This is a genomic window from Streptomyces deccanensis, from assembly GCF_022385335.1.
In the GTDB taxonomy this organism is placed as follows: Bacteria; Actinomycetota; Actinomycetes; order Streptomycetales; family Streptomycetaceae; genus Streptomyces; species Streptomyces deccanensis.
In genome coordinates this window covers 6,027,073-6,051,973 of sequence record NZ_CP092431.1, presented here as the reverse complement: position 1 = coordinate 6,051,973, position 24,901 = coordinate 6,027,073, and the positions used below count along the sequence as shown (strand labels likewise).

Below are 24,901 nucleotides of genomic sequence, written 5' to 3'. Positions count from 1 at the left end.
TTGATGCGCTCCTCAGTTGGCGCTCTGCGTCGGGGGTTGACCGCCACCCACGGTGGGCACGGGCAGGGCGGCGATCCGGTCGATGGCCCCAGCGAGGGCCTCGGGGGGCAGGAGGCCGGGGCCCCTGCTGCGCGCGAAGTCCGCGAACGTCTCGGCGGTCGTGTAACGGGCCCGGTAGCCCAGCGTCTCGCGCATCTGGTTCGTCGACACGACCCGCCCGTGCGTCAGCAGCCGCAGCTGCTCCGGCGAGAAGTCCGTGAAGCCCAGCGTGCGGACCATCGAGCCGACCCAGCTGACCGCCGGCATCAGCAGCGGCACCGTCGGCCGGCCGAGCCGCCGCGCGCACTGCGAGAGCAGCAGGACGCCGTCGCCCGCGATGTTGAACGTGCCGCTGTTGAGGGTGCCCCGCGCCGGTTCGTGCGAGGCGATCCGCAGCACCTCGATGACGTCGTCCTCGTGCACGAACTGCAGCCGGGGGTCGTAGCCCAGCACGGTCGGCAGCACCGGCAGCGAGAAGTACGAGGCGAGCGGCGAATCGGCGCTCGGCCCGAGGATGTTCGCGAACCGCAGCACGCACACGGCCACATCGGGCCGCCGCCGGGCGAATCCGCGGACGTACCCCTCGACCTCGACGGTGTCCTTGGCGAAGCCGCCGCTGGGCAGCGACTTGGGCGGGGTGGTCTCGGTGAACACGGCCGGATCGCGGGGCGCGGAACCGTAGACGTTCGTACTGGACTTCACGACCAGCCGCTTGACCAACGGGGACTTCTGACAGGCACCGAGCAACTGCATGGTGCCGATGACGTTGGTCTCCTTCAGCGTGGCGCGGCCGCCGCTGCCCAGCGGGGTGCCCGTGACGTCCATGTGCACGACGGTGTCCACGTTGTACTCCGCCAGCAGACGGGCTATGGCGGGCTGACGGATGTCGGCCTGGACGAAGTCCGCGCCGCCCAGGTGGTGTCCGGGCGGCACCGCGTCCACCGCGATGACCCGGTCGACCTGCGGGTCGCGCTGGATCCGCCGCACGAACCGGCCTCCCAGTTGACGGGCCACACCGGTGACGAGCACGACCTTCCCCAAGATCAGCGCCTTCCTCGTGTTCTCCGTGTGTTCTCCGGGTTCCCCGTGTGCGGCCACGTTAGCGGGTCGACGTTGCGCTGTGGTGACCGCGACCCCGTCAACGACCGGCAAAAATCCACGATCCGTGAAGACCGTGAACGGTGGGAACACCGCGGCCCCCCACCGATTCCGGTGGGGGGCCGCGGCAACGCGTTCTCAACAGCGCTCGCGCAAGAAAGCAAGGCGTACGGTCCCCTTACGCGAGGGGGACCGGCCAGGACCCCGATCTCGGGGCCGGACCGCCTTACTTCTTGTTGCGACGCTGAACGCGGGTGCGCTTGAGCAGCTTGCGGTGCTTCTTCTTAGCCATCCGCTTGCGCCGCTTCTTGATAACAGAGCCCACGACTACCCTCGCTCACTTCTCATCACTCGGTGTTTGGGCGCCATGGGCCCATACGACCTACGAGGGGCCAGCCTACCCGTCCGAGCGCTGAGGTCGTAATCGAGGGGGAACCGGGGGTATCCCGGAGGTCCCACAGGGCCTCCGGGAGCCCCTCGGCCCCGATGGCCGTCAGGCCGTCTCCACCCCCACATAGCTCTCGCGGAGGTACTCGTGTACCGCTTGCTCCGGCACCCGGAAGGACCTGCCCACCCGGATCGCCGGCAGATGACCGCTGTGCACCAAGCGGTACACGGTCATCTTCGACACGCGCATCACCGCGGCGACTTCCGCCACGGTCAGGAACTGAACCTCGTTCAGAGGCCTCTCGCCAGCTGCAGCCATGACACACCTGAACCTTCCGCACTCGACGGCCACCGGCTTCCCCTTCCGGTGACTCTTCGTCGCTGCGTGCTCACTCCCCAATGTAGGGGCGGGTGATGCGAGTGGGGAAGAGGGGATGCCATCGGCGGCCTACTGTGACAGACACGCCCGATTGAGTACGTAGCGGGTCAGCGGTCGGTAGTAATCAGACCGCACACCGTCATCAAGTGGAACGGCGACGGACACCCGCCCCTCCGCCTCCCCCACGAAGAGCGCCGGATCGTCCGTATCGGCGAGTCCGATCGCCTCGAACCCCAGCTGACCTGCGCCGCAGACCCATCCGTGGTCTCCGACGACGAGGTCCGGGAGCGGCCCACCGGCCTCGGCGGCGGCCGCCAGAACCGTCCGAACCGGGAGCGGTGAATGCGTGTGCACGCCGGTCGCACAACCGGAGCGCGAGGCGGGCGCCTCGCGGACGACGGCGACACCTCGTACGTAGTCAAGGTTGTACGTGCGTAGACCGAACCGGGTCGTTATGTCGACACGTCTACCCGTCGCTGGGGTGAGAACCTCACATCCCACCGCCGACAAAGCGTCCGCCAACGCGCCGTAGAAACCGATCAGCCGATGCGGGTGTCCGGTCCCGAGGAGCACCGCCCCACCACTCCGAGCGACCGCCCCGAGCCGTTCCGCAAAGCGGTCCAGCGCCCTCACCGTCAACTCGGGATCGATCACATCCTGCCCGGATGTGCATCCCGGATCGGCCGAAACCCCGCACTTCTCCGCCATCAAAGCGAGCACATCCCGCTGGCGCCAGGGCATCTCCGGATCGATCCCGATCAGAAACCGAGGATCCCGAGCCGCGAACAACCGATAACTCCGCAGACTCACCTCCCGGCCGGTGGCGACCCGCCCAGCCAGCCCGGAGCCCACCAGATGCTCCCGCAACGCCCCACCACTCACCACCCTCAGATGCTGACGCACCCCCGGCCCCCCACGCCCGGAAACCCCTTACCGAACCACACAGTTGGCGTAAGACCCTTTAGGGGCGCGGGGAACTGCGCGCTTCAGGGGCGCGGGGAACTGCGCGAACGGGGTCCGGGGCGGAGCCCCGATTCTTTGACGGGGGTCAAAGGCGGCGCGCAGCCCCTTCAGGATGGGACGGGTAGGGGCGGCGGGGGCGAGCAAAAAGCCCTACGGCAACAACCCCCGCAACGGAAACACAGCCTTCCGCGTAGCCAACACCGCCTGATCCAACCGATCCGCGGGGTCGTACCCGGCCTCCCACCCCGCCCACCCCACAGGCCACCGCCCATCAGTCATCCGCGCCGGCGCCAACTGCCGCGTACGAGCGAACACCTGCTGCCGCCACTCCTCCGGAATCACCGTCTCCGGCGCGATCTCCCGCCCCGCCGCGATCGCCACCAGATGCGTCCACGACCTCGGCACCACATCCACCACCGCGTAACCGCCCCCACCGAGCGCGACCCACCGCCCGTCGGCGTACTCGTGCGCCAGGTCGTGCAGCGCGACCTGGACGGCCCGCTGCGCGTCCAGCGACACCGCTAGATGCGCCAACGGATCCTCGAAGTGCGTATCGGCACCGTGCTGGGTCACCAGCACCTGCGGCCGGAAGTCGGCGATCAGCTCGGGCACCACCGCGTGGAACGCCCGCACCCACCCCGCGTCCCCGGTCCCCGCCGGCAGCGCCACGTTCACGGCCGACCCCTCCGCACTCGACGGGGCGCCCGTCTCCTCGGGCCACCCGGTCTGCGGGAAGAGCGTCCGGGGATGTTCGTGCAGCGAGATCGTCAGAACCCTCGGGTCTTCCCAGAACGCCGCCTGCACCCCGTCCCCGTGATGCACGTCGACATCCACGTAGGCGACGCGCTCGGCGCCCAGCTCCAGCAGTCGGGCGATGGCGATCGACGCGTCGTTGTAGATGCAGAACCCCGAAGCACCGCCGGGCATCGCGTGGTGCAGCCCGCCCGCGAAGTTCACGGCGTGCAGCGCGTCCCCCCGCCACACGGCCTCCGCCGCCCCCACCGACTGCCCCGCGATGAGCGCGGACACCTCATGCATCCCGGCGAAGGCCGGATCGTCCACGGTCCCCAGCCCGTACGACCCGTCCGCGCCCGCGGGATCGGCGGACGCGGCCCGAACCGCCGCCACGTAGTCCTCGCGATGCACGAGCCGCAGCGTCGACTCCCCGGCGGGCTTCGCCGAGACGACGTCCATCTCCCGGTCGAGCCCGAAGGCAGTCACCAGGCTCCGGGTCAACGCCAGCCGGACCGGATCCATCGGATGGTCCGGACCGAAGTCATAGCCCGTTACTGCCTCGTCCCACATCAGCTGTGCGCGGCCGCTCATGCCCGCCACCGTATCGGTCCGGTTCAGTCTCGAACGACCGGGCGTACACCAGGGTCACCAGCACCAACGCCATGGGAATGAGCATCGCCCCGCGATAGCTCCAGAGATCGCCCACGGCCCCCACCAACGGAGAACCGATCAAGAACCCGACATAGTTGAAGATATTCAGTCGCGCGACAGCCGCATCCGAGGCTCCGGGGAACAGCCGTCCGGCCGCCGCGAACGTCTGCGGCACCAGCACACACAGCCCGAGCCCCAGCAGAGTGAACCCGAGCATGCCCACCCAGGCCCCCGGCGCGCCCGCCACCACGGCGAACCCGACCGCCGCCACGATCGCCCCGGCCCGCACGACGGCCGCGGCCCCGAACCTCCGCACCCCGAAGTCCCCGATCGACCGCCCGAGCAGCGTGGTGACCATATAGACGTTGTACGGGACGGTCGCGAGCTGCTCACTGCTTCCGAGCACGTCCTGCAGGTACTTGGCGCTCCAGTTGGAGACGGTCGAGTCCCCGATGTACGCGAAGCACATCACCAGACAGAGCGGCAGCAGCAGCTTGAAGGCGACGGACCCGCCGGCCCCACCCGCCTGTGCCGGAACGGCGTCCTCCTTCTCAGCCGTCTCCGGCCCGGCGTCGACGTACCACCGGCTCCCGATCAGCACGGCCGGCAACAGCACGACCACCACCGGCAGATACGACACCAGCAGCGCCAGATCCCAGTGCGCCCCGACCCACGCCAACGAGGCGCCTGCTATCCCGCCCAGGCTGTACACCGCGTGGAAGCCGAGCATGATGCTCCGCCCGTACGCCCGCTGCAGGCTCACCCCGAGCATGTTCATGGACGCGTCGAGCGCACCGACCGCCATCCCGAAGGCCGCGAGCGCGACACCGAGCACCACCATCTGCTCGCCGGCCCCCACCCCGAGCAGCGCCAGGAGCACGACGGGCTGGGACCACCGCAGCACCAGGCTCGGCGGCACCTTCTTCACGAGCTGCTCGGTGCAGACGCTGCCGACCCCAGCGAGGATCGGCACCGCGGCGAGGAAGGCGGGCAACAGCGCGTCGGAAACCCCGTACCGGTCCTGAATGGCCGGAATTCGCGTCACGAGCAGCGCGAAGGCGACACCCTGCGCGAAGAAGCTGAACGCCAACGCGGCCCTACCGCGCCGCAGCACATCTGTCATGGCGGCACAGTAGGGGCCACGACCTACCCATGGGTAGAGGAAGTTGAATACTGCTCAACTCAGCAGATCGAGCAGCTCCTCCATGTCCGAGAAGTACCCCTTGGCTCCGACGAGCTTGTCGGCGGGCGTCATCGCCGTGAACCCGTACACATCCATCCCGGCCGACACACCGGCCCGTACCCCGGCGGGGCTGTCCTCGACAACCACACACCTCTCCGGCGCCACTCCCATCCGCGCGGCCGCGTACAGGAACAGATCGGGCTCCGGCTTCCCCCGCCCCACATCCTGCGCGCTGAAGACGAGCCCGGGTCCGAACCACCGGTCCAGGCCGGTCGTCCGGTGCCCCACCCTGATCCGCTCATGACTCCCGGACGAGGCCACGCAGAACGGCACGTCGTCGGCAACGAGCTTCTCCAGCACCTCCATGACACCCGGAACAGGCTTCAACTCCCGCTCGAACGCGGCGAAGACCCGGCTGTGGAAGACATCGTCGAAGTCCTCCGGCAACGGTCTGCCCGTCCGCTCCAGCACGAGCTCGTGCACCCGGTGCATCGCCGATCCCATGTACTCCCGAATGGAGTCTTCGTACGAGGTCGGGTACCCCAACTCCGTCAGGAAGGCCGCCAGCAGCCGGTTGGAGATCGACTCACTGTCGACGAGAACACCGTCATTGTCGAAGATCACGAGGTCGTAGCGCATGACTCGACCCTAAATCGACCCGGAAACGCAGAAAACCCCTGCCGGTCACCCGGCAGGGGTTTTCTCAATATTTGTTCGGCGGCGTCCTACTCTCCCACAGGGTCCCCCCTGCAGTACCATCGGCGCTGTAAGGCTTAGCTTCCGGGTTCGGAATGTAACCGGGCGTTTCCCTCACGCTATGACCACCGAAACACTATGAAACACTCAACCGCACCACCCGTGACCTGGGCGGGGTTGTTCGTGGTTTCAGAACCAACACAGTGGACGCGAGCAACTGAGGACAAGCCCTCGGCCTATTAGTACCAGTCAACTCCACCCATTACTGGGCTTCCATATCTGGCCTATCAACCCAGTCGTCTACTGGGAGCCTTACCCCATCAAGTGGGTGGGAATACTCATCTCGAAGCAGGCTTCCCGCTTAGATGCTTTCAGCGGTTATCCCTCCCGAACGTAGCCAACCAGCCATGCCCTTGGCAGAACAACTGGCACACCAGAGGTTCGTCCGTCCCGGTCCTCTCGTACTAGGGACAGCCCTTCTCAATATTCCTACGCGCGCAGCGGATAGGGACCGAACTGTCTCACGACGTTCTAAACCCAGCTCGCGTACCGCTTTAATGGGCGAACAGCCCAACCCTTGGGACCGACTCCAGCCCCAGGATGCGACGAGCCGACATCGAGGTGCCAAACCATCCCGTCGATATGGACTCTTGGGGAAGATCAGCCTGTTATCCCCGGGGTACCTTTTATCCGTTGAGCGACGGCGCTTCCACAAGCCACCGCCGGATCACTAGTCCCGACTTTCGTCCCTGCTCGACCCGTCGGTCTCACAGTCAAGCTCCCTTGTGCACTTACACTCACCACCTGATTGCCAACCAGGCTGAGGGAACCTTTGGGCGCCTCCGTTACCCTTTGGGAGGCAACCGCCCCAGTTAAACTACCCATCAGACACTGTCCCCGATCCGGATCACGGACCCGGGTTAGACATCCAGCACGACCAGACTGGTATTTCAACGACGACTCCACCCGAACTGGCGTCCGAGCTTCACAGTCTCCCAGCTATCCTACACAAGCCGAACCGAACACCAATATCAAACTGTAGTAAAGGTCCCGGGGTCTTTCCGTCCTGCTGCGCGAAACGAGCATCTTTACTCGTAGTGCAATTTCACCGGGCCTATGGTTGAGACAGTCGAGAAGTCGTTACGCCATTCGTGCAGGTCGGAACTTACCCGACAAGGAATTTCGCTACCTTAGGATGGTTATAGTTACCACCGCCGTTTACTGGCGCTTAAGTTCTCAGCTTCGCCACCCCGAAGAGTGACTAACCGGTCCCCTTAACGTTCCAGCACCGGGCAGGCGTCAGTCCGTATACATCGCCTTACGGCTTCGCACGGACCTGTGTTTTTAGTAAACAGTCGCTTCTCGCTGGTCTCTGCGGCCACCCCCAGCTCACCGAGTAAATCGGATCACCAGTGATGGCCCCCTTCTCCCGAAGTTACGGGGGCATTTTGCCGAGTTCCTTAACCATAGTTCACCCGAACGCCTCGGTATTCTCTACCAGACCACCTGAGTCGGTTTAGGGTACGGGCCGCCATGAAACTCGCTAGAGGCTTTTCTCGACAGCATAGGATCATCCACTTCACCACAATCGGCTCGGCATCAGGTCTCAGACTATTGCCAGGCGGATTTACCTACCTGACGTCCTACACCCTTACCCCGGGACAACCACCGCCCGGGATGGACTACCTTCCTGCGTCACCCCATCACTCACCTACTGCAAGTCTGGTTCGTCGGCTCCACCACTCCCCTTCACCCGAAGGATCCGGGGCGGCTTCACGGACTTAGCATCGCCTGGTTCGATGTTTGACGCTTCACAGCGGGTACCGGAATATCAACCGGTTATCCATCGACTACGCCTGTCGGCCTCGCCTTAGGTCCCGACTTACCCTGGGCAGATCAGCTTGACCCAGGAACCCTTGGTCAATCGGCGCAAACGTTTCTCACGTTTGTATCGCTACTCATGCCTGCATTCTCACTCGTGAACCGTCCACAACTCGCTTACACGGCTGCTTCACCCGGCACACGACGCTCCCCTACCCATCCATACAGGCGTTGGCCCTATTGTATGAATGACACGACTTCGGCGGTACGCTTGAGCCCCGCTACATTGTCGGCGCGGAATCACTAGACCAGTGAGCTATTACGCACTCTTTCAAGGGTGGCTGCTTCTAAGCCAACCTCCTGGTTGTCTCTGCGACTCCACATCCTTTCCCACTTAGCGTACGCTTAGGGGCCTTAGTCGATGCTCTGGGCTGTTTCCCTCTCGACCATGGAGCTTATCCCCCACAGTCTCACTGCCGCGCTCTCACTTACCGGCATTCGGAGTTTGGCTAAGGTCAGTAACCCGGTAGGGCCCATCGCCTATCCAGTGCTCTACCTCCGGCAAGAAACACACGACGCTGCACCTAAATGCATTTCGGGGAGAACCAGCTATCACGGAGTTTGATTGGCCTTTCACCCCTAACCACAGGTCATCCCCCAGGTTTTCAACCCTGGTGGGTTCGGTCCTCCACGAAGTCTTACCTCCGCTTCAACCTGCCCATGGCTAGATCACTCCGCTTCGGGTCTTGAGCGTGCTACTAAAATCGCCCTGTTCGGACTCGCTTTCGCTACGGCTACCCCACCCGGGTTAACCTCGCAACACACCGCAAACTCGCAGGCTCATTCTTCAAAAGGCACGCAGTCACGAGAACAAGGCAAGCCTTGTTCCGACGCTCCCACGGCTTGTAGGCACACGGTTTCAGGTACTATTTCACTCCGCTCCCGCGGTACTTTTCACCATTCCCTCACGGTACTATCCGCTATCGGTCACCAGGGAATATTTAGGCTTAGCGGGTGGTCCCGCCAGATTCACACGGGATTTCTCGGGCCCCGTGCTACTTGGGTGTCTCTCAAACGAGCCGTCAATGTTTCAGCTACGGGGGTCTTACCCTCTACGCCGGACCTTTCGCATGTCCTTCGCCTACATCAACGGTTTCTGACTCGTCCTGTTGCCGGCAGACAACAGAAGAGAGATCCCACAACCCCGTATACGCAACCCCTGCCGGGTCTCACACGCATACGGTTTGGCCTCATCCAGTTTCGCTCGCCACTACTCCCGGAATCACGGTTGTTTTCTCTTCCTGCGGGTACTGAGATGTTTCACTTCCCCGCGTTCCCTCCACTTGCCCTATGTGTTCAGACAAGGGTGACAGCCCATGACGACTGCCGGGTTTCCCCATTCGGACACCCCCGGATCAAAGCCTGGTTGACGACTCCCCGGGGCCTATCGTGGCCTCCCACGTCCTTCATCGGTTCCTGGTGCCAAGGCATCCACCGTGCGCCCTTAAAAACTTGGCCACAGATGCTCGCGTCCACTGTGCAGTTCTCAAACAACGACCAACCACCCATCACCCCCGGTTTCCACCGGAGTTCACTGGGGCCGGCACTGAGGGGACGTTCATTCCCTCAGACACCCAACAGCGTGCCCAGCCGGCTCCCGCCCGGAGATCATGTTTTCCACGCTCTTGCGAGCAGTACTAACAGCCTCCGACCCGTGAAACCGGCCGAATAATCAACGTTCCACCCATGAGCAACCACCGTCGGACGTTCGCCGACGTTGTGGCCCTGGATCCCTTGACGGGATCTAGATGCTCCTTAGAAAGGAGGTGATCCAGCCGCACCTTCCGGTACGGCTACCTTGTTACGACTTCGTCCCAATCGCCAGTCCCACCTTCGACAGCTCCCTCCCACAAGGGGTTGGGCCACCGGCTTCGGGTGTTACCGACTTTCGTGACGTGACGGGCGGTGTGTACAAGGCCCGGGAACGTATTCACCGCAGCAATGCTGATCTGCGATTACTAGCAACTCCGACTTCATGGGGTCGAGTTGCAGACCCCAATCCGAACTGAGACAGGCTTTTTGAGATTCGCTCCGCCTCGCGGCTTCGCAGCTCATTGTACCTGCCATTGTAGCACGTGTGCAGCCCAAGACATAAGGGGCATGATGACTTGACGTCGTCCCCACCTTCCTCCGAGTTGACCCCGGCAGTCTCCTGTGAGTCCCCATCACCCCGAAGGGCATGCTGGCAACACAGAACAAGGGTTGCGCTCGTTGCGGGACTTAACCCAACATCTCACGACACGAGCTGACGACAGCCATGCACCACCTGTACACCGACCACAAGGGGGCGACCATCTCTGGCCGTTTCCGGTGTATGTCAAGCCTTGGTAAGGTTCTTCGCGTTGCGTCGAATTAAGCCACATGCTCCGCTGCTTGTGCGGGCCCCCGTCAATTCCTTTGAGTTTTAGCCTTGCGGCCGTACTCCCCAGGCGGGGAACTTAATGCGTTAGCTGCGGCACCGACGACGTGGAATGTCGCCAACACCTAGTTCCCACCGTTTACGGCGTGGACTACCAGGGTATCTAATCCTGTTCGCTCCCCACGCTTTCGCTCCTCAGCGTCAGTAATGGCCCAGAGATCCGCCTTCGCCACCGGTGTTCCTCCTGATATCTGCGCATTTCACCGCTACACCAGGAATTCCGATCTCCCCTACCACACTCTAGTCTGCCCGTATCGAATGCAGACCCGGGGTTAAGCCCCGGGCTTTCACATCCGACGCGACAGACCGCCTACGAGCTCTTTACGCCCAATAATTCCGGACAACGCTCGCGCCCTACGTATTACCGCGGCTGCTGGCACGTAGTTAGCTTAGCGCTTCTTCTGCAGGTACCGTCACTTTCGCTTCTTCCCTGCTGAAAGAGGTTTACAACCCGAAGGCCGTCATCCCTCACGCGGCGTCGCTGCATCAGGCTTTCGCCCATTGTGCAATATTCCCCACTGCTGCCTCCCGTAGGAGTCTGGGCCGTGTCTCAGTCCCAGTGTGGCCGGTCGCCCTCTCAGGCTGACTACCCGTCGTCGCCTTGGTGAGCCGTTACCTCACCAACAAGCTGATAGGCCGCGGGCTCATCCTTCACCGCCGGAGCTTTCCACACTCATCGGATGCCCGAGAGTGTCGTATCCGGTATTAGACCCCGTTTCCAGGGCTTGTCCCAGAGTGAAGGGCAGATTGCCCACGTGTTACTCACCCGTTCGCCACTAATCCCCACCGAAATGGTTCATCGTTCGACTTGCATGTGTTAAGCACGCCGCCAGCGTTCGTCCTGAGCCAGGATCAAACTCTCCGTGAATGTTTACCCGTAATCGGGTGCACACATCACGAGAGCGGAACCACCGGCGGAATAAGCCGATGGTTCACAGCGTCCTCGCTGTGTTTATTTCAAAGGAACCTCGCCCCAGCAGATGCTGGAGACGGGGTATCAACTAATCTGGCGTTGATTTTTGGCACGCTGTTGAGTTCTCAAGGAACGGACGCTTCCTTTGTACTCACCCTCTCGGGCTTTCCTCCGGGCAGTTTCCCTTCGGTCTTGCTGTCTTGCGTTTCCGACTCTATCAGACCGTTTCCGGTTCCGATTTCCTCGGTGCTTTCCAGGTTTCCGCTTCCGCGTTTCCCTTTCCGGCGTTTCCGACTCTATCAGATCCTTTCGGGCCTGATTCCCAGTCAGCGGGAGTTGTCTTCGCGGCTGTTGGGCCGTTCCGACGAGTGAGACTTTAGCGGATTCCCGGCTCCCGAGCTAATCGGGGGCTGCGTCCTTTCGAACGCGGATTCCTCATTTCGCAAATACGCACGCCAAGGGCACGACAACGAATCGTCGATTGTTGATGGTTACCTGCGGAATGGCTGTCCGGGGACCGACCGAGGTCGGCGCTCACGTCGGACAACCCGGAGAACACTACGTACGGGCTCGGGGCGTGTCAACTCGCTGTCGGTCGGCTCCTCGCAGGCGTAGCCTGGCTCCCATGACTACGCGTACGTGTCGCCAGCAGTGGTGGGCCGCCTGACGGCGGCCGTACTCACGTATGTACTCAACGGCCGCCGCTCTGGCGGCCGTTCTCGTATCTCCCTTCTGAGGGTCGGCCGGCCGGTGGCGGCGGTCCTGATCAGGAGGTGGAGAGATGACACGGGTCTTCAGCGGGGTCAAGCCGACGGGGCATCTGACGCTGGGGAACTACCTGGGGGCCGTGCGGCGGTGGGCCGAGGTCGACCAGCACCGGACGGACGCGCTGTTCTGCGTCGTGGACCTGCACGCACTGACCGTGGACCACGATCCGGCCCGGGTGCGCAGACTCAGTCGGCAGGCGGCGACGCTGTTGCTGGCGTCGGGGCTGGACCCCGAGCTGTGCACCGTCTTCGTACAGAGTCATGTGGATGAGCACGCGCGGTTGTCCTATCTGCTGGAGTGCGTGGCCACCGATGGCGAGATGCGGCGGATGATCCAGTACAAGGAGAAGGCGGCGCGGGAGCGGGAGCGGGGCGGGAGTGTCCGGCTGTCGCTGCTGACGTATCCGGTGCTGATGGCGGCGGACATCCTGGCGTACGGGACCGACGAGGTGCCGGTCGGGGACGACCAGACGCAGCATGTCGAGCTGACGCGGGACCTGGCGGTGCGCTTCAACCAGCGGTACGGGCAGACGTTCGTCGTGCCTCGGGCCACCCCGCCGAAGGTCGGGGCGCGGGTGATGAACCTGCAGGACCCGACGTCGAAGATGGGGAAGACGGACGACGTCGGTCCGGGGATCGTCTATCTGCTGGACGAACCGGATGTGGTGCGGAAGAAGGTCATGCGCGCCGTGACCGACAGCGGGCGGGACGTCGTGTACGACCGGGAGCAGCGGCCGGGGCTCGCGAATCTGCTGGAGATCCTCGCTGCCTGTGAGGGTGGGAACCCCGACGACCTGAGCGGTGTATATGAATCGTACGGAGCACTGAAGAAGGACACCGCAGAGGCCGTGGTCGAGCTCCTCAGGCCCGTACAGGAGAGGCACAAGGAGTTGTGCGGGGATCCTGCGTATGTGGAGGGGGTGCTGCGGATGGGTGCGGCGAAGGCCAGAGAGATGGCTCGACCGAGGGTGGACGAGGCGTATCGGGCGATCGGTCTTCTGGCCGGCTGACCGCGCGGGGCGTCAGTCCTTCTTGCCGGAGGCCAGCGCGCGGCTGCGGTCGCGGGCTGCCTCCAGCGCGGCGATCAGCGCGGCGCGTACTCCGTGGTTCTCGAGTTCACGGATGGCGCTGATCGTCGTGCCGGCGGGAGAGGTGACGTTCTCGCGGAGCTTGACGGGATGTTCGCCGCTGTCGCGGAGCATCGTGGCCGCGCCGATGGCGGACTGGACGATCAGGTCGTGGGCCTTGTCTCGGGGCAGGCCGAGGAGGATGCCCGCGTCCGTCATGGCTTCGACCAGGTAGAAGAAGTACGCCGGGCCGGAGCCGGAGAGGGCGGTGCAGGCGTCCTGCTGGGACTCGGGGACGCGGAGCGTCTTGCCGACGGCGCCGAAGATCTCCTCGGCGTGCGCGAGGTCGGCCTCACTCGCGTGGCTGCCCGCGGAGATCACGGACATGGCCTCGTCGACGAGCGCGGGGGTGTTCGTCATGACACGGACGACAGGGGTGCCTGCGGCCAGGCGCTCCTCGAAGAAGGAGGTGGGGATGCCCGCCGCCCCGCTGACGACCAGGCGGTCGGCGGGAGTGTGCGGGGCCAGTTCGTCAAGGAGGGTGGCCATGTCCTGGGGCTTGACCGTGAGGATGAGCGTGTCCGCGGTCTTCGCCGCTTCGGCGTTGGTGACCGGGGTGACGCCGTAGCGGGTGCGGAGTTCTTCGGCGCGTTCGGGGCGGCGGGCGGTGACCAGGAGGTCCGCGGGCTCCCAGCCGGCTCGGATCATGCCGCTGAGCAGGGCCTCGCCGATCTTGCCGGTGCCGAGGACTGCGACTTTCTGGCTCATGGTGCGGGTGCCCTCCGGAGGTGCGTCGTCCTGGGGCCATCCTCGCACCGGGGGTGGGCGTCCGGCTGGCGTGTCCGGTGGGCGGGACGTCCGGTGGACGGGGACCGGCGGGGGGCTATGTCGTCCGGCGCCTCAGGGTGGCGGCTCCCAGGGTCAGGACCAGTAGGGCGCAGCCGGCGACGATCGTGATGTCGCGGACGAAGGTGGCGGTCATGTCGGTGTGGAGCAGGACTTCGTTCATGCCGTCGACGGCGTACGACATGGGGAGGACGTTGGAGATGGCTTCCAGGGCGGGGTGCATCTCGGGGCGCGGGGTGAACAGGCCGCAGAGGAGGAGCTGGGGGAAGATCACGGCCGGCATGAACTGGACGGCCTGGTACTCGGAGGAGGCGAAGGCCGAGACGAAGAGGCCGAGGGCGGTGCCCAGCAGGGCGTCGAGGAGGGCGACGATCAGGAGGAGCCAGGGTGAGCCGGTGACGTCCAGGTCGAGGAGCCAGACGGCCAGACCGGTGGCGAGGGCGGACTGGATGATCGCCAGGGTGCCGAAGGCCAGGGCGTAGCCGGCGATGAGGTCTCCCTTGCCGAGGGGCATGGAGAGGAGGCGTTCCAGGGTGCCGGAGGTGCGTTCGCGCAGGGTCGCGATCGAGGTCACCAGGAACATCGTGATCAGCGGGAAGATGCCGAGGAGTGAGGCGCCGATGGAGTCGAAGACGCGTGGGTTGCCGTCGAAGACATAGCGGAGCAGGAAGAGCATCACGCACGGGATGAGGATCAGCAGGGCGATGGTGCGGGGGTCGTGGCCGAGTTGGCGGAGGACTCGGGCCGCGGTGGCGGTCGTGCGGGAGTAGCTCAAGGCCCTGGGTCGGTGGGTCGTGGGGGCGACGGCGTCGCTGGTCCTCGGCTGTCGGTTCTTCGTGTTCTTCTCCTCCGGCTTCGTCTGCTTCTTCGTTCGGGTGTCCGCGTTCGGCGTCGTCGTCATCGCGCCGGCTCCTTCTGGTGTGTGTCGGTGGCTGCCGGGGTGGTGGTTTCGGTGGTGGTCGCGGTGGCCTCGTCGACGAGGTGGAGGAAGGCCGCTTCGACTGTTTCCGTGTGGGTGCGGTTGCGGAGGGCCTCGGGGGTGTCGTCGGCGAGGATCTCGCCCTCGCGCATGAGGAGGAGGCGGTGGCAGCGCTCGGCCTCGTCCATGACGTGGGAGGAGATCAGGAGGGTGGCCCGGCGCTCGGCGGCGATGGTGGCGAAGAGGGTCCAGAGTTCGCGGCGAAGGACGGGGTCCAGGCCGACGGTGGGTTCGTCGAGGACCAGGAGTTCGGGTGTGCCGAGGAGGGCCACGGCCAGGGAGACGCGGCTGCGCTGGCCGCCGGAGAGGTTGCCGGCGAGGGCGTCGGCTTGGGTGGTGAGGGCAACGTCGGCGATAGCCCGGGTGATGTTGTCGTCGCGGCGGTCGGCGGCGGCGCGGCCGGGGTCGAGGATCGCGGCGAAGTAGGCGAGGTTCTGGCGGACGGTCAGGTCGTCGTAGACCGAGGGGGCCTGGGTGACGTAGCCGATGCGGGAGCGGAGGGTGGCGTCGCCTGCGGGGTGGCCGAGGACGTTCAGGGTGCCGGTGACCTTGGCCTGGGTTCCGACGATCGCTCGCATCAGGGTCGATTTGCCGCAGCCGGAGGGGCCGAGGAGGCCGGTGATCTGGCCGGGCGGGACGGCGAAGTCGAGGTTGCGGAGGACTGTGCGGGGGCCTCGGGCGACGGTGAGGTTCTGGGCGTGGACGGCGGGGGGTGGAGTCTCCTCCGGAGGATAATTCATCATGCGATGAATATTGCGCAGGAGGGGCGCGCCGTCAAGGGAGGGCGTGGCGGGAGCGAGGAGGGGCGCGGGCGCTCGATGGAGTGATCGGAAGGCGCGATTCCGGGGGTGCGCACTTCCGCCTAGGGGCGGTGATCGCGGGGAGAGGATGCCGAGGATGCTCGCTTTGGGTGACAATTGATAGCGGAGCGTGGTCACTTGGAGGGACTCTTGGCGCGCCTGTCGCCCGGGTGAGCTGTGCGGCGGTGTCCCGTCGCGCGTTCTCGTGATCACCGTCGGGTCCCCCCTGGCTCGGGGACTGCGTATCTCCTGTCGGGCGCCCGTCGGGCACTCCTGTCGAACGTCGGCTGCCGGAGGTGTCTGTCTCGTGCGTAATGCCTTGGGACCGTTTCAGGCATGGTTACGGCTCCGGCCACGGCTTCGGGGTTCGGTGGCTGTGTCGTGGCAAGGGGAGGTGGCCGCGTCGGTCGTCGTGTTCCTGGTGGCGCTGCCGCTGTGTGCGGGGGTCGCTGTGGCATCCGGGGTGCCGGCGGAGTTGGGGCTGGTCACGGGGATCGTCGGAGGGCTGATCGTCGGTGCTCTGCCGGGGAGCAGCCTGCAGGTAAGTGGGCCAGCGGCCGGGCTGACCGTGCTGGTGTACGAGGCGGTGCGGGCGTACGGGGTGTCGGCGCTCGGTGTGCTGGTGCTCGGGGCCGGAGTGCTGCAGATCGGGTTGGGGGTGCTGCGGTGGGGGCGGTGGTTTCGGGCGGTGTCCGTGGCCGTGGTGCAGGGGATGCTCGCCGGGATCGGTCTGGTGCTGGTGGCGGGCCAGGTGTACGCGATGGGGGACGCCGCCGCGCCCGGGGGTGGAGGGATCGAGAAGTTCGCGGGGCTGGGGGCGTTGCCCGGTGCCGTGGATCCTGTGGCGCTCGCGCTCGGGGGTGCCACGGTGGGAGTCCTGGTGGTGTGGCCTCGGTGGCGGTGGGGGGCTCGGTTCGTGCCGGCGCCGTTGGTGGCCGTCGGGGGTGCGGCCCTGGTCACGGGGGTGTTCGACCTGGAGGTGCGGCGGGTCGAGGTGCGGGGGTTGTGGGAGGCGGTGCGGGTGCCGTCGGTCGATGACCTGGGGTTGCTCACGCATGCGGGGGTCGTGGGGACCGTTCTCGCCTTCGCTCTGATCGCGTCCGCCGAGTCGTTGTTCAGCGCGGCCGCCGTGGATCAACTGCATGACGGCCCGAGGACCGACTACGACCGGGAGTTGGTCGCCCAGGGCGCCGGCAACGTGCTGTGCGGCGTCCTCGGGGCGCTGCCCATGACGGCCGTGATCGTACGGAGTGCGGCGAACGTGCGGGCGGGGGCGCGGACCAAGGCCTCACGGGTGCTGCACGGGGTGTGGCTGCTGGTCTTCGCCGCTCTGCTGCCCGGGGTGCTCGGTGCGATCCCCGTGGCGGCGCTGGCCGGGCTGCTGGTGCATGCGGGGTGCCGGCTCGTGCCCGTAAGGGAGTTGGGGCTGCTGTGGCGGTCGCGGGATCGCGGGGAGGTGCTGGTGCTGGGGGTGACCGCCGTGGCGATCGTGACCTTGAACCTTTTCGAGGGGGTGCTGGTGGGGCTCGCGTCGGCGGTGGCCAAGACCGCGTGGGACATCAGCCAGGTGCATGTGGAGGTCGAGGACCGGGGGGACACGGGGGTGGTGGTGCGGGTGGTCGGAAACGCGACGTTTCTGCGACTGCCGAAGTTGCTGGACGCGTTGGAAAAGGTGCCTCGGGAGCGGGGGGTGCGGCTGGAGTTGAGCGGGCTGTGGCACGTGGACCATGCGTGTGCGGCGGCTTTGGAGGCGTGGGGGGCGGGGACGGGGACGGGGTTGGCAGGTGCTGGTTCAAAAGGGGCTGGTGCCACCGAGGTTGGCGGACAGGGGGTTGCTACGGGAGGGGCTGGTACGGAAGGGGTTGGGTTGGAGGGGGCTGGTGGAAAGGGGGTTGCTGGAAAGGGGGTTGCTGGAAAGGGGGCCGGTGCAAAAGGAGGCGGCGCCAAAGGGGTTGGTTCAGGGGCGGATGGCCAGTAGTAGGTCCACTTCGTAGGTCTCCTCGATGGTTTCGGTCGGGAAGAGCCTGCGGAGGTGGGCTCGTTCCTCGGCGAAGAACTCGGCGGTGGCGTCTTCGCCCAGGACCAGGAACGCCGAGTGGCTGGCGATGTTGGCCAGGTGGGTGTCCAGGGAGACCTGTCGGCTCCAGCGGATTCGACGGCGGGTGAAGTCGAGGTGTCCTGCGGTGTCGGTGAGGGCGGCGGGTGCGCCGGAACCGCTCTTCTCGATCGGGGTGGCGGGGTCCACGTCGAGGAAACGGTGGATGCGGGTGGTGGCGTCGGCGATCCAGGGGATGTCGACGGCGTCGGTGTTCCACCAGAGGGCGAGTACGCCGCCGGGGCGGAGGACGCGGAGGGCCTCCGGGACCGAGCGGGAGGGGGTGGTCCAGTGCCAGGACTGGGCGTAGGTGAGGAAGTCGGTGGAGGCGGTGGCGAGGGGGAGGGCGTTGCCGTCGCCTCGGACGAGGGGGAGGTGGGGGTGGGTGTGGCGGAACTGGGCGGCCATGCCCGCGCCGGGTTCGACGGCTAGTACGTGGGCGCCTCGGGCGTGGAGGAGGGTGGTGGAGATGCCGGTGCCGGCGCCTACGTCGACGGTGCGGGAGCCGTGGAGGGGGCGGGGGGAGAGGGCTTCGATGGTGTCGAAGAGGGTGGAGGGGTAGGAGGGGCGGTTTGCCGCGTACTGGGCTGCGGCGGTGTTGAAGGAGTGGGCTCGGGTGGTGTGGGAGGGGTGAGGGTGGGGCTGGGGGTGGGAGGTTGTCATGAGGGCATCGTGGCTTGTGGTGGGGGGTGTTGGGGAGGGAGTTTTTCGCCCCCGCCGCCCCTACCCGTCCCATCCTTCAGGGGGCTGCGCCCCTTTGACCCCCAGACGTCCGTCCGGTGGGGCTTCTCGCGCAGTTCCCCGCGCCCCTTACGGGCGCGGGGTCTGACGGGTGGGTCGCCACACGGGTGCGTCGCCACACGGGCGCGGCCCCTCACGGACGCGTCGCCCCACGGGTGCGTCGCCTCACCGGATCGGACCCTCGCGGGCGCGCGTTCCCTCGCTGGCGCATCGTCTCACCGGATCGGGCCCTCAAGGGCTCGGGGTGCTTCAGGGGCGGTGGCGCTTCGCCGGGTTGCCGGTGCGTTTGGCTGTGCGGCGGTCGTACTGTTCGCGGGCCGTGGTGTATTCCGCGCGGTGGAGGGACTCCCCCGGGGCCTCCTTCAAGGAGCGGAGGAAGTAGGCGGCCAGGGAGCCGAGGAAACCGATGGTGAGCAGGCCGCGCAGGGAGGACTGGCGGGCCGGATCGGGGCGCTTGGTGTAGGAGCCCCAGGTGTGGCCGAAGGCCAGGGCGCTGCAGACGGCGAACATGATGAGGACGACGATGCTGACGAAGCCGCCGACCGCCGCGAGCTGCAGACCCTCGTAGGCCAGGCGCAGTACCAGGCCGGAGACGATCACGGCGGCGAGCGAGCCCACGGTGACACCCGCGCGGCGGGCCGGATAGTTGCCGTCGTGATTCAGCCAGGTCGTCCCGAAGAAACGGATGGGTTCGGGACGCGGGCCCGCCGGAGTCGCCCCGGCCGTCGAAGACGCCCGGCGCCCCTGCGGCGCTTCCGACCCCTGCGGCCCCTCCGAGCCCTGCGGCAGCAGCTGCGCCTGCTGCGCCCGCTGTCCCTGCCGCTCCGCCCGGATGTTCTTCGGTTCATCGCTCACGCGTCGATTATCGCCCCGGGTCGGAAAGGGCTACGCGGCGGCATCGGGCAGCGGCTGAACCGAGCGCGTCCCTGTGAACCGCGGCAGCCCTTCAGCCTCACGGCCACCCCGGGCGCCGAGCCAGGGCGTCGGGCCAGGGCTGCGGATCGCTACCGGGCGGCACCCCAGAAGCCCAAGTCGCCGCTCGGCCTCACGACCACCCACCGGCCTCACAGCCACACACCGGACGCAAGCCCGAAGCCGTCGGCGTGCCCCCGGGAGCCCTAGCCGCCGCCCGGCCCCGGCGGGTGCCCCGGAGCCGGCAGCGGAGCCGGCCCCGCTGCCGGCAGCCACAGGTGGCGGCCGGGGCGCCGCGGTACCCGGTGTGGGGTACCGCGGCGCGTTCCGTGTCGCGTGAGACCGTGGCCGTGGGGTCAGCCGCAGCGGCCGGCCACGTAGCCGTCGCTGCCTGTGTAGACGTAGGCGTCGGAGATGTACTGGCCGTCGTCGATGTTGTCCCAGACGTTGGTCGTGCCGTACGGGCCGGAGATGGTCTGGCCCGGCGTCTGGCAGTAGATCGGCACCCTCGCGCCCTCGGAGAGGACCCGGACGATGCCGTAACTCGTACTCGGGCCACTGCGGACGTTGACGCGGACGCCCGGCGCGACCGAGTAGTACCGGACGGCTGCCGTCACCGCCCCCGCGGTCGCCGCCATCGTGGTCGCCTGCTCCCCCTCGCCGTCGCCCGTGATCTCTTCGGCATGCTCGACAGACATGGCTGAACTCCCCCCGTTTGAAACGCGTTCGAACCCCGTTTGGTCCCCATGGAAGCCACGGGGACCCTTTGATACCCCTGAATCAGGACACACACACCTGTGCGTTTTTCGCACGTGAAGGCTAGCAAGCCGCCTCTGTCCCGTAGGGGTCATCGACTAGGCTCCGAGCGTCGCGGGGGCGGCCGAAAAACAGCACGGGGGTGGGCCCATGGCACCGCAGCGGGGCACCGGGTCGGGAGCGGAAGCGGAACTTCCCGAGTACTCCGGTCAGTACCGCCTGGAGGCCTGTCTGGGTTCCGGCGGCATGGGTGTCGTCCATCTGGCCACGTCGACCTCGGGACTGCGGCTCGCGGTGAAGGTGGTGCACGCCGAGTTCGCCAAGGACCCAGAGTTCAGAGGCCGCTTCCGGCAAGAGGTGGCCGCCGCCCGGCGGGTCAGCGGTGCCTTCACCGCGCCCGTCGTCGACGCCGACACCGACAGCCCCCGGCCCTGGATGGCCACCCTCTTCATCCCCGGCCCGACCCTCGCCGAGCACGTCAAGCGGAACGGCCCCATGCCGCCTGCTCAGTTGCGGCGGCTGATGGCCGGGCTCGCGGAGGCCCTGCGCGACATCCATCGCGCCGGTGTGGTGCACCGGGATCTCAAGCCCAGCAACGTCCTCCTCGCCGAGGACGGCCCCAAAGTCATCGACTTCGGTATCTCCCGGCCGAAGGACAGCGAACTGCGCACGGAGACCGGGAAGTTGATCGGCACACCGCCGTTCATGGCCCCCGAGCAGTTCCGGCGGCCCAGGGAGGTCGGGCCCGCCGCCGACATCTTCGCGCTCGGTTCGGTGACCGTGCACGCGGCCACCGGGCGCGGGCCGTTCGACTCCGACAGCCCCTACGTCGTCGCCTACCAGGTCGTCCACGACGAGCCGGACCTCACCGGCGTACCCGGGAACCTCGCACCCCTCGTCCGCGCCTGCCTCGCGAAGGAGCCCGAGGACCGGCCCACGGCGGACGAGCTGATGCACGAACTCCGGTCCGTGGCCGCCTCGTACGACACCCAGAGCTTCATACCGACCCAGCGGGAGAGGGAGAGGGAGAAGGAGCGCCAAGGGGCGGGGTGGGCAGCCGTCCCAGGGCCTGGCCGGACGGCCGCCGACCCACACGACGACCGACACACCGGCCAACACGGCGACGACTACGGCGACACGAACACAGGGCGGGGCAAGAGCGGTAACGCCGGTGCGGCAAAGGGCAGGGCAAAGGGCACGGCAGAGGGCACGCCTGAAGGCGCGCCAGAGGGAACGGCGGCAGACCCGGCCTCCGACACCGCGCCCCACACCCAGACCCACACCGGCACCCCCACCCCCATCGGCACCGGCACCGGCACCGGCACCCGAACAGGGCCCGGCGATGGTCGCGTTCAGGCCGGTACGTCCCGCGACGGTGAGCACGGAAACCGGGCCGGTGCGGTCGGTCGGCGGTTGCGTCGGCGGGCCGTTCTGGTCGCCGTCTCCTTGGTGCTCGTCGCCGGTGGGGGGTTCGTCTCGGCGCGGGTGTGGGGCGGTGACGGCGAGCGGGTGGACGGCGCTACGGCCACACCGCGGGCCAGCCGTGCCGCGGCCGCCGCCCCCGCGCTCGAAGCCTGGTCCACCAAGCCCGCGGCGAAGAACGGGAGCGCGCCGCAGTGCTCGTACGGTGCCGGGAAGCTGCTGTGCTCACAGCCGGGGCTGGTCTCCGCGTTGGACCCGGCGGACGGCAGCGTGCTGTGGCGGCACACCGTCGAGGGCGCGGGTGAGCTGGGCGCGGGTGGCCCGCCCGTCGAGTCGGGCGGCCTGGTGCATGTGCTGACGGGCGAGAGCCGCCGGGTCCAGGCGCTCGACCCGGAGACCGGCAAGGTGCGGTGGGAGCGGGACGTCTCCGCGTACGGCTCCGAGCGGTACGCGGGCGGCATGCTGCTGCTGACCTCCGCCGACGGAACGGTCACCGGTGTGGACAGCGCGACCGGCGACACCGCGTGGAGCCGCCGCATCCCCGGGCAGCCGGAGGCGTACTTCACCTCGTTCGACGGTGACCGCTCGGCCTATGTGGCGAGCGTCACCGGTGAGGGCGCGGGGGCTCGGACGCGGGTCACCGCGGTCGACCCGGAGACGGGTGACGTGCGGTGGGACGCCCGGCTCGACGGGCAGCTGGAACCGGTGGGGGCCCAGAACGGCTCCCTCTTCTTCGCCTCGATCGGGGGCGACTACCCCGACACGGTCGCCCTGGTCCGGTACGACTCCGGCACGGGGAAGACCGTCCGGGTCGAGCTGCCCGTACGGCTCGAACAGGCCCATGCGGTGGTGCGCGGTGACGTCGTGTACCTGCTGAGTGGCGCGAGTGGTGCGCTCGTGGCCGTCGACATGAAGGCCCGCGAGCAGGTGTGGCGGACCGAGACGGGGGTCGCGCGGGGTTCGGCGCCGGTCGCCGGCGACCGGTACGTGTACTTCACCTCGTCCGACGGGCGGCTGCTCGCGGTGGACGTGCGCAAGGGCCTGCTCAGTGGGCAGACCGCGGCTCGGCTCGGCGACGCGGACCGGATCACCGGCGCACGGCCCGAGCCGGTGTTCATCGACGGCCGCGTCTGCGCGGGCACACTCGACGGGACCGTGCTCGGCCTGGACGGAAACGATCCGGCGAGCTGGTGAAACGGCCGGCCGACCATATGACCCGGGCCGCCTCCACACCCGTGCGACGAGGGCCGTCCCCGCCGGGAACGGCCCTCACTGCTACCACCACCGCCGTGCGGACGGCGGCGGACCTCAGCCCAGCTTGCTGACGTCCCGCACCGCGCCCTTGTCGGCGCTGGTGGCCATCGCGGCGTAGGCGCGCAGCGCGGCCGACACCTTGCGCTCCCGGTTCTTCGGGGCGTAGACGCCGTTCAGAGCGGCCTCGCGGCGGGCCAGTTCGGCGTCGTCGACCAGCAACTCGATCGTGCGGTTCGGGATGTCGATGCGGATGCGGTCGCCGTCCTCGACGAGGGCGATCGTGCCACCGCCGGCCGCCTCGGGCGAGGCGTGGCCGATGGAGAGGCCGGAGGTGCCGCCGGAGAAGCGGCCGTCGGTGATCAGCGCGCAGGACTTACCCAGGCCGCGACCCTTGAGGTACGAGGTCGGGTAGAGCATCTCCTGCATGCCGGGGCCGCCCTTGGGGCCCTCGTAGCGGATGACGACGACGTCGCCCTCCTTGATCTCCTTCAGGAGGATCTTCTGGACGGCCTCCTCCTGCGACTCGCAGACGACCGCCGGACCCTCGAAGGTCCAGATCGACTCGTCGACGCCGGCCGTCTTCACCACGCAGCCGTCGACGGCAAGGTTGCCCTTGAGCACGGCCAGTCCGCCGTCCTTGGAGTACGCGTGCTCGGCGGAGCGGATGCAGCCGCCCTCGGCGTCCTCGTCCAGGGTGTCCCAGCGCTCGGAGGTGGAGAACGCCTCGGCGGAGCGGACGCAGCCGGGGGCCGCGTGCCACAGCTCGACGGCCTTCGGGGACGGGGAGCCGCCGCGCACGTCCCAGGTCTTCAGCCAGTCGGCGAGGGAGGGGCTGTGGACGGAGTTCACGTCCTCGTTGAGCAGGCCCGCGCGGTGCAGCTCGCCCAGCAGGGCCGGGATGCCGCCGGCGCGGTGCACGTCCTCCATGTAGTACGTGCGGTCCTTGGCGACGTTCGGCGCGACCTTCGCCAGGCACGGCACGCGGCGCGAGACGGCGTCGATCTCGTTGAGCCCGAAGGGGACGCCCGCCTCCTGGGCGGCGGCCAGCAGATGCAGGATCGTGTTGGTGGAGCCGCCCATGGCGATGTCGAGGGCCATGGCGTTCTCGAAGGCCGCGAAGTTCGCGATCGAGCGCGGCAGGACCGTCTCGTCGTCCTGGTCGTAGTAGCGGCGGGTGATGTCCATGACCGTGTGGGCCGCGTCGATGTACAGCTGCTTGCGGGCCGTGTGCGTGGCCAGGACCGAGCCGTTGCCCGGGAGGGAGAGGCCGATGGCCTCGGTCAGGCAGTTCATCGAGTTGGCGGTGAACATGCCGGAACAGGAGCCGCAGGTCGGACAGGCGTTCTCCTCGATGCGGAGGATGTCCTCGTCCGAGATCTTGTCGTTCACCGCGTCGGAGATCGCGTCGACGAGGTCGAGCGTACGGACCGTGCCGTCGACGAGGGTGGCCCGGCCGGACTCCATGGGGCCGCCGGAGACGAAGACGGTCGGGATGTTGAGCCGCAGGGCGGCGTTCAGCATGCCCGGGGTGATCTTGTCGCAGTTGGAGATGCAGATCAGCGCGTCGGCGCAGTGGGCCTCGACCATGTACTCGACCGAGTCCGCGATCAGGTCGCGGGAGGGCAGCGAGTACAGCATGCCCCCGTGCCCCATCGCGATGCCGTCGTCCACGGCGATCGTGTTGAACTCGCGCGGGATGCCGCCCGCCTCACGGATCGCCTCGCTGACGATCCGGCCGACCGGCTGGAGGTGGGTGTGGCCCGGCACGAACTCGGTGAAGCTGTTCGCGACCGCGATGATCGGCTTGCGGCCGATGTCCGCGCCCGGTACACCGGAGGCGCGCATAAGGGCGCGGGCGCCCGCCATGTTGCGGCCGTGGGTGACTGTGCGGGACCTCAGCTCGGGCATCGTCGCTCGC

General features: G+C 67.3%; 17 protein-coding genes and 3 rRNA genes. 3 read left to right on the top strand and 17 right to left on the bottom strand.

From position 1 onward, the window contains the following. Positions 1-12: 12 nt before the first annotated feature. The 10 genes from L3078_RS26965 to L3078_RS26920 form a co-directional block, all read right to left on the bottom strand. Positions 13-1,080: an NAD-dependent epimerase/dehydratase family protein gene (locus L3078_RS26965; RefSeq protein ID WP_239756525.1), complete on the bottom strand. Its 1,068-nt coding sequence runs from the start codon at positions 1,078-1,080 to the stop codon at positions 13-15. A 283-nt stretch (positions 1,081-1,363) separates the two neighbouring features. Further along, a complete protein-coding gene (locus tag L3078_RS26960) occupies positions 1,364-1,462 on the bottom strand; it encodes a 30S ribosomal protein bS22 (RefSeq protein ID WP_003948845.1) in 99 nt (32 codons plus the stop codon). A gap of 168 nt (positions 1,463-1,630) precedes the next feature. Further along, a complete protein-coding gene (locus L3078_RS26955) occupies positions 1,631-1,843 on the bottom strand; it encodes a helix-turn-helix domain-containing protein (protein WP_007443703.1) in 213 nt (70 codons plus the stop codon). 129 nt (positions 1,844-1,972) lie between these two features. Further along, positions 1,973-2,788 carry a phosphatase gene (locus L3078_RS26950; RefSeq protein WP_239760483.1) on the bottom strand — a complete coding sequence of 272 codons (816 nt, stop codon included), beginning with the start codon at positions 2,786-2,788 and terminating at the stop codon, positions 1,973-1,975. 228 nt (positions 2,789-3,016) lie between these two features. Beyond that, complete coding sequence (locus tag L3078_RS26945; protein WP_239756524.1) at positions 3,017-4,192, bottom strand: acetoin utilization protein AcuC; 1,176 nt, start codon at positions 4,190-4,192, stop codon at positions 3,017-3,019. Further along, positions 4,143-5,375, bottom strand: a complete 1,233-nt coding sequence (locus L3078_RS26940) for an MFS transporter (protein WP_239756523.1) — start codon at positions 5,373-5,375, stop codon at positions 4,143-4,145. Before L3078_RS26940 ends, L3078_RS26945 begins: the two co-directional genes overlap by 50 nt. 54 nt (positions 5,376-5,429) lie before the next feature. After that, a complete protein-coding gene (locus L3078_RS26935; RefSeq protein ID WP_239756522.1) occupies positions 5,430-6,074 on the bottom strand; it encodes an HAD family hydrolase in 645 nt (214 codons plus the stop codon). 73 nt (positions 6,075-6,147) lie between these two features. Further along, positions 6,148-6,264: ribosomal RNA gene (gene rrf, locus L3078_RS26930) — 5S ribosomal RNA — on the bottom strand. 86 nt (positions 6,265-6,350) lie between these two features. Further along, positions 6,351-9,470: ribosomal RNA gene (locus L3078_RS26925) — 23S ribosomal RNA — on the bottom strand. 301 nt (positions 9,471-9,771) lie between these two features. Further along, positions 9,772-11,299, bottom strand: a 16S ribosomal RNA gene (locus L3078_RS26920). The 16S, 23S and 5S rRNA genes sit together here, the layout of an rRNA operon. An 826-nt stretch (positions 11,300-12,125) precedes the next feature. On the opposite strand from L3078_RS26920, the gene trpS reads away from it, so the two are divergent. Beyond that, complete coding sequence (gene trpS / locus L3078_RS26915; RefSeq protein ID WP_239756520.1) at positions 12,126-13,121, top strand: tryptophan--tRNA ligase; 996 nt, start codon at positions 12,126-12,128, stop codon at positions 13,119-13,121. A gap of 12 nt (positions 13,122-13,133) precedes the next feature. Here the strand turns inward: trpS and proC are convergent, their stop codons facing one another. The 3 genes from proC to L3078_RS26900 all read right to left on the bottom strand — a co-directional run bounded on the left by proC (position 13,134) and on the right by L3078_RS26900 (position 15,743). Continuing rightward, a complete protein-coding gene (proC, locus tag L3078_RS26910; RefSeq protein WP_239756518.1) occupies positions 13,134-13,946 on the bottom strand; it encodes a pyrroline-5-carboxylate reductase in 813 nt (270 codons plus the stop codon). 115 nt (positions 13,947-14,061) lie between these two features. Beyond that, positions 14,062-14,925, bottom strand: a complete 864-nt coding sequence (locus L3078_RS26905) for an ABC transporter permease (protein ID WP_239756516.1) — start codon at positions 14,923-14,925, stop codon at positions 14,062-14,064. Beyond that, positions 14,922-15,743 carry an ABC transporter ATP-binding protein gene (locus L3078_RS26900; protein WP_420864187.1) on the bottom strand — a complete coding sequence of 274 codons (822 nt, stop codon included), beginning with the start codon at positions 15,741-15,743 and terminating at the stop codon, positions 14,922-14,924. The genes L3078_RS26905 and L3078_RS26900 overlap by 4 nt, the downstream gene beginning before the upstream one ends. Before the next feature lie 436 nt (positions 15,744-16,179). On the opposite strand from L3078_RS26900, the gene L3078_RS26895 reads away from it, so the two are divergent. Continuing rightward, complete coding sequence (locus L3078_RS26895; RefSeq protein ID WP_239756512.1) at positions 16,180-17,781, top strand: SulP family inorganic anion transporter; 1,602 nt, start codon at positions 16,180-16,182, stop codon at positions 17,779-17,781. On the opposite strand, the gene L3078_RS26890 is transcribed toward L3078_RS26895, so the two are convergent. The 3 genes from L3078_RS26890 to L3078_RS26880 form a co-directional block, all read right to left on the bottom strand. Beyond that, positions 17,761-18,561, bottom strand: coding sequence for a class I SAM-dependent methyltransferase (locus tag L3078_RS26890; protein ID WP_239756511.1), 801 nt, complete (start codon positions 18,559-18,561; stop codon positions 17,761-17,763). The genes L3078_RS26895 and L3078_RS26890 overlap by 21 nt on opposite strands. Before the next feature lie 327 nt (positions 18,562-18,888). Next, positions 18,889-19,494, bottom strand: coding sequence for an EamA/RhaT family transporter (locus L3078_RS26885; protein ID WP_420864105.1), 606 nt, complete (start codon positions 19,492-19,494; stop codon positions 18,889-18,891). Between the two features lie 413 nt (positions 19,495-19,907). Further along, complete coding sequence (locus tag L3078_RS26880; RefSeq protein ID WP_239756510.1) at positions 19,908-20,249, bottom strand: SH3 domain-containing protein; 342 nt, start codon at positions 20,247-20,249, stop codon at positions 19,908-19,910. A 208-nt stretch (positions 20,250-20,457) separates the two neighbouring features. On the opposite strand from L3078_RS26880, the gene L3078_RS26875 reads away from it, so the two are divergent. After that, on the top strand, positions 20,458-22,923 hold the full coding sequence (locus L3078_RS26875) for a serine/threonine-protein kinase (protein WP_239756509.1): 2,466 nt from the start codon (positions 20,458-20,460) through the stop codon (positions 22,921-22,923). A 114-nt stretch (positions 22,924-23,037) separates the two neighbouring features. On the opposite strand, the gene ilvD is transcribed toward L3078_RS26875, so the two are convergent. Further along, positions 23,038-24,891, bottom strand: coding sequence for a dihydroxy-acid dehydratase (gene ilvD, locus L3078_RS26870; protein ID WP_239756508.1), 1,854 nt, complete (start codon positions 24,889-24,891; stop codon positions 23,038-23,040). Positions 24,892-24,901 lie beyond the last annotated feature (10 nt).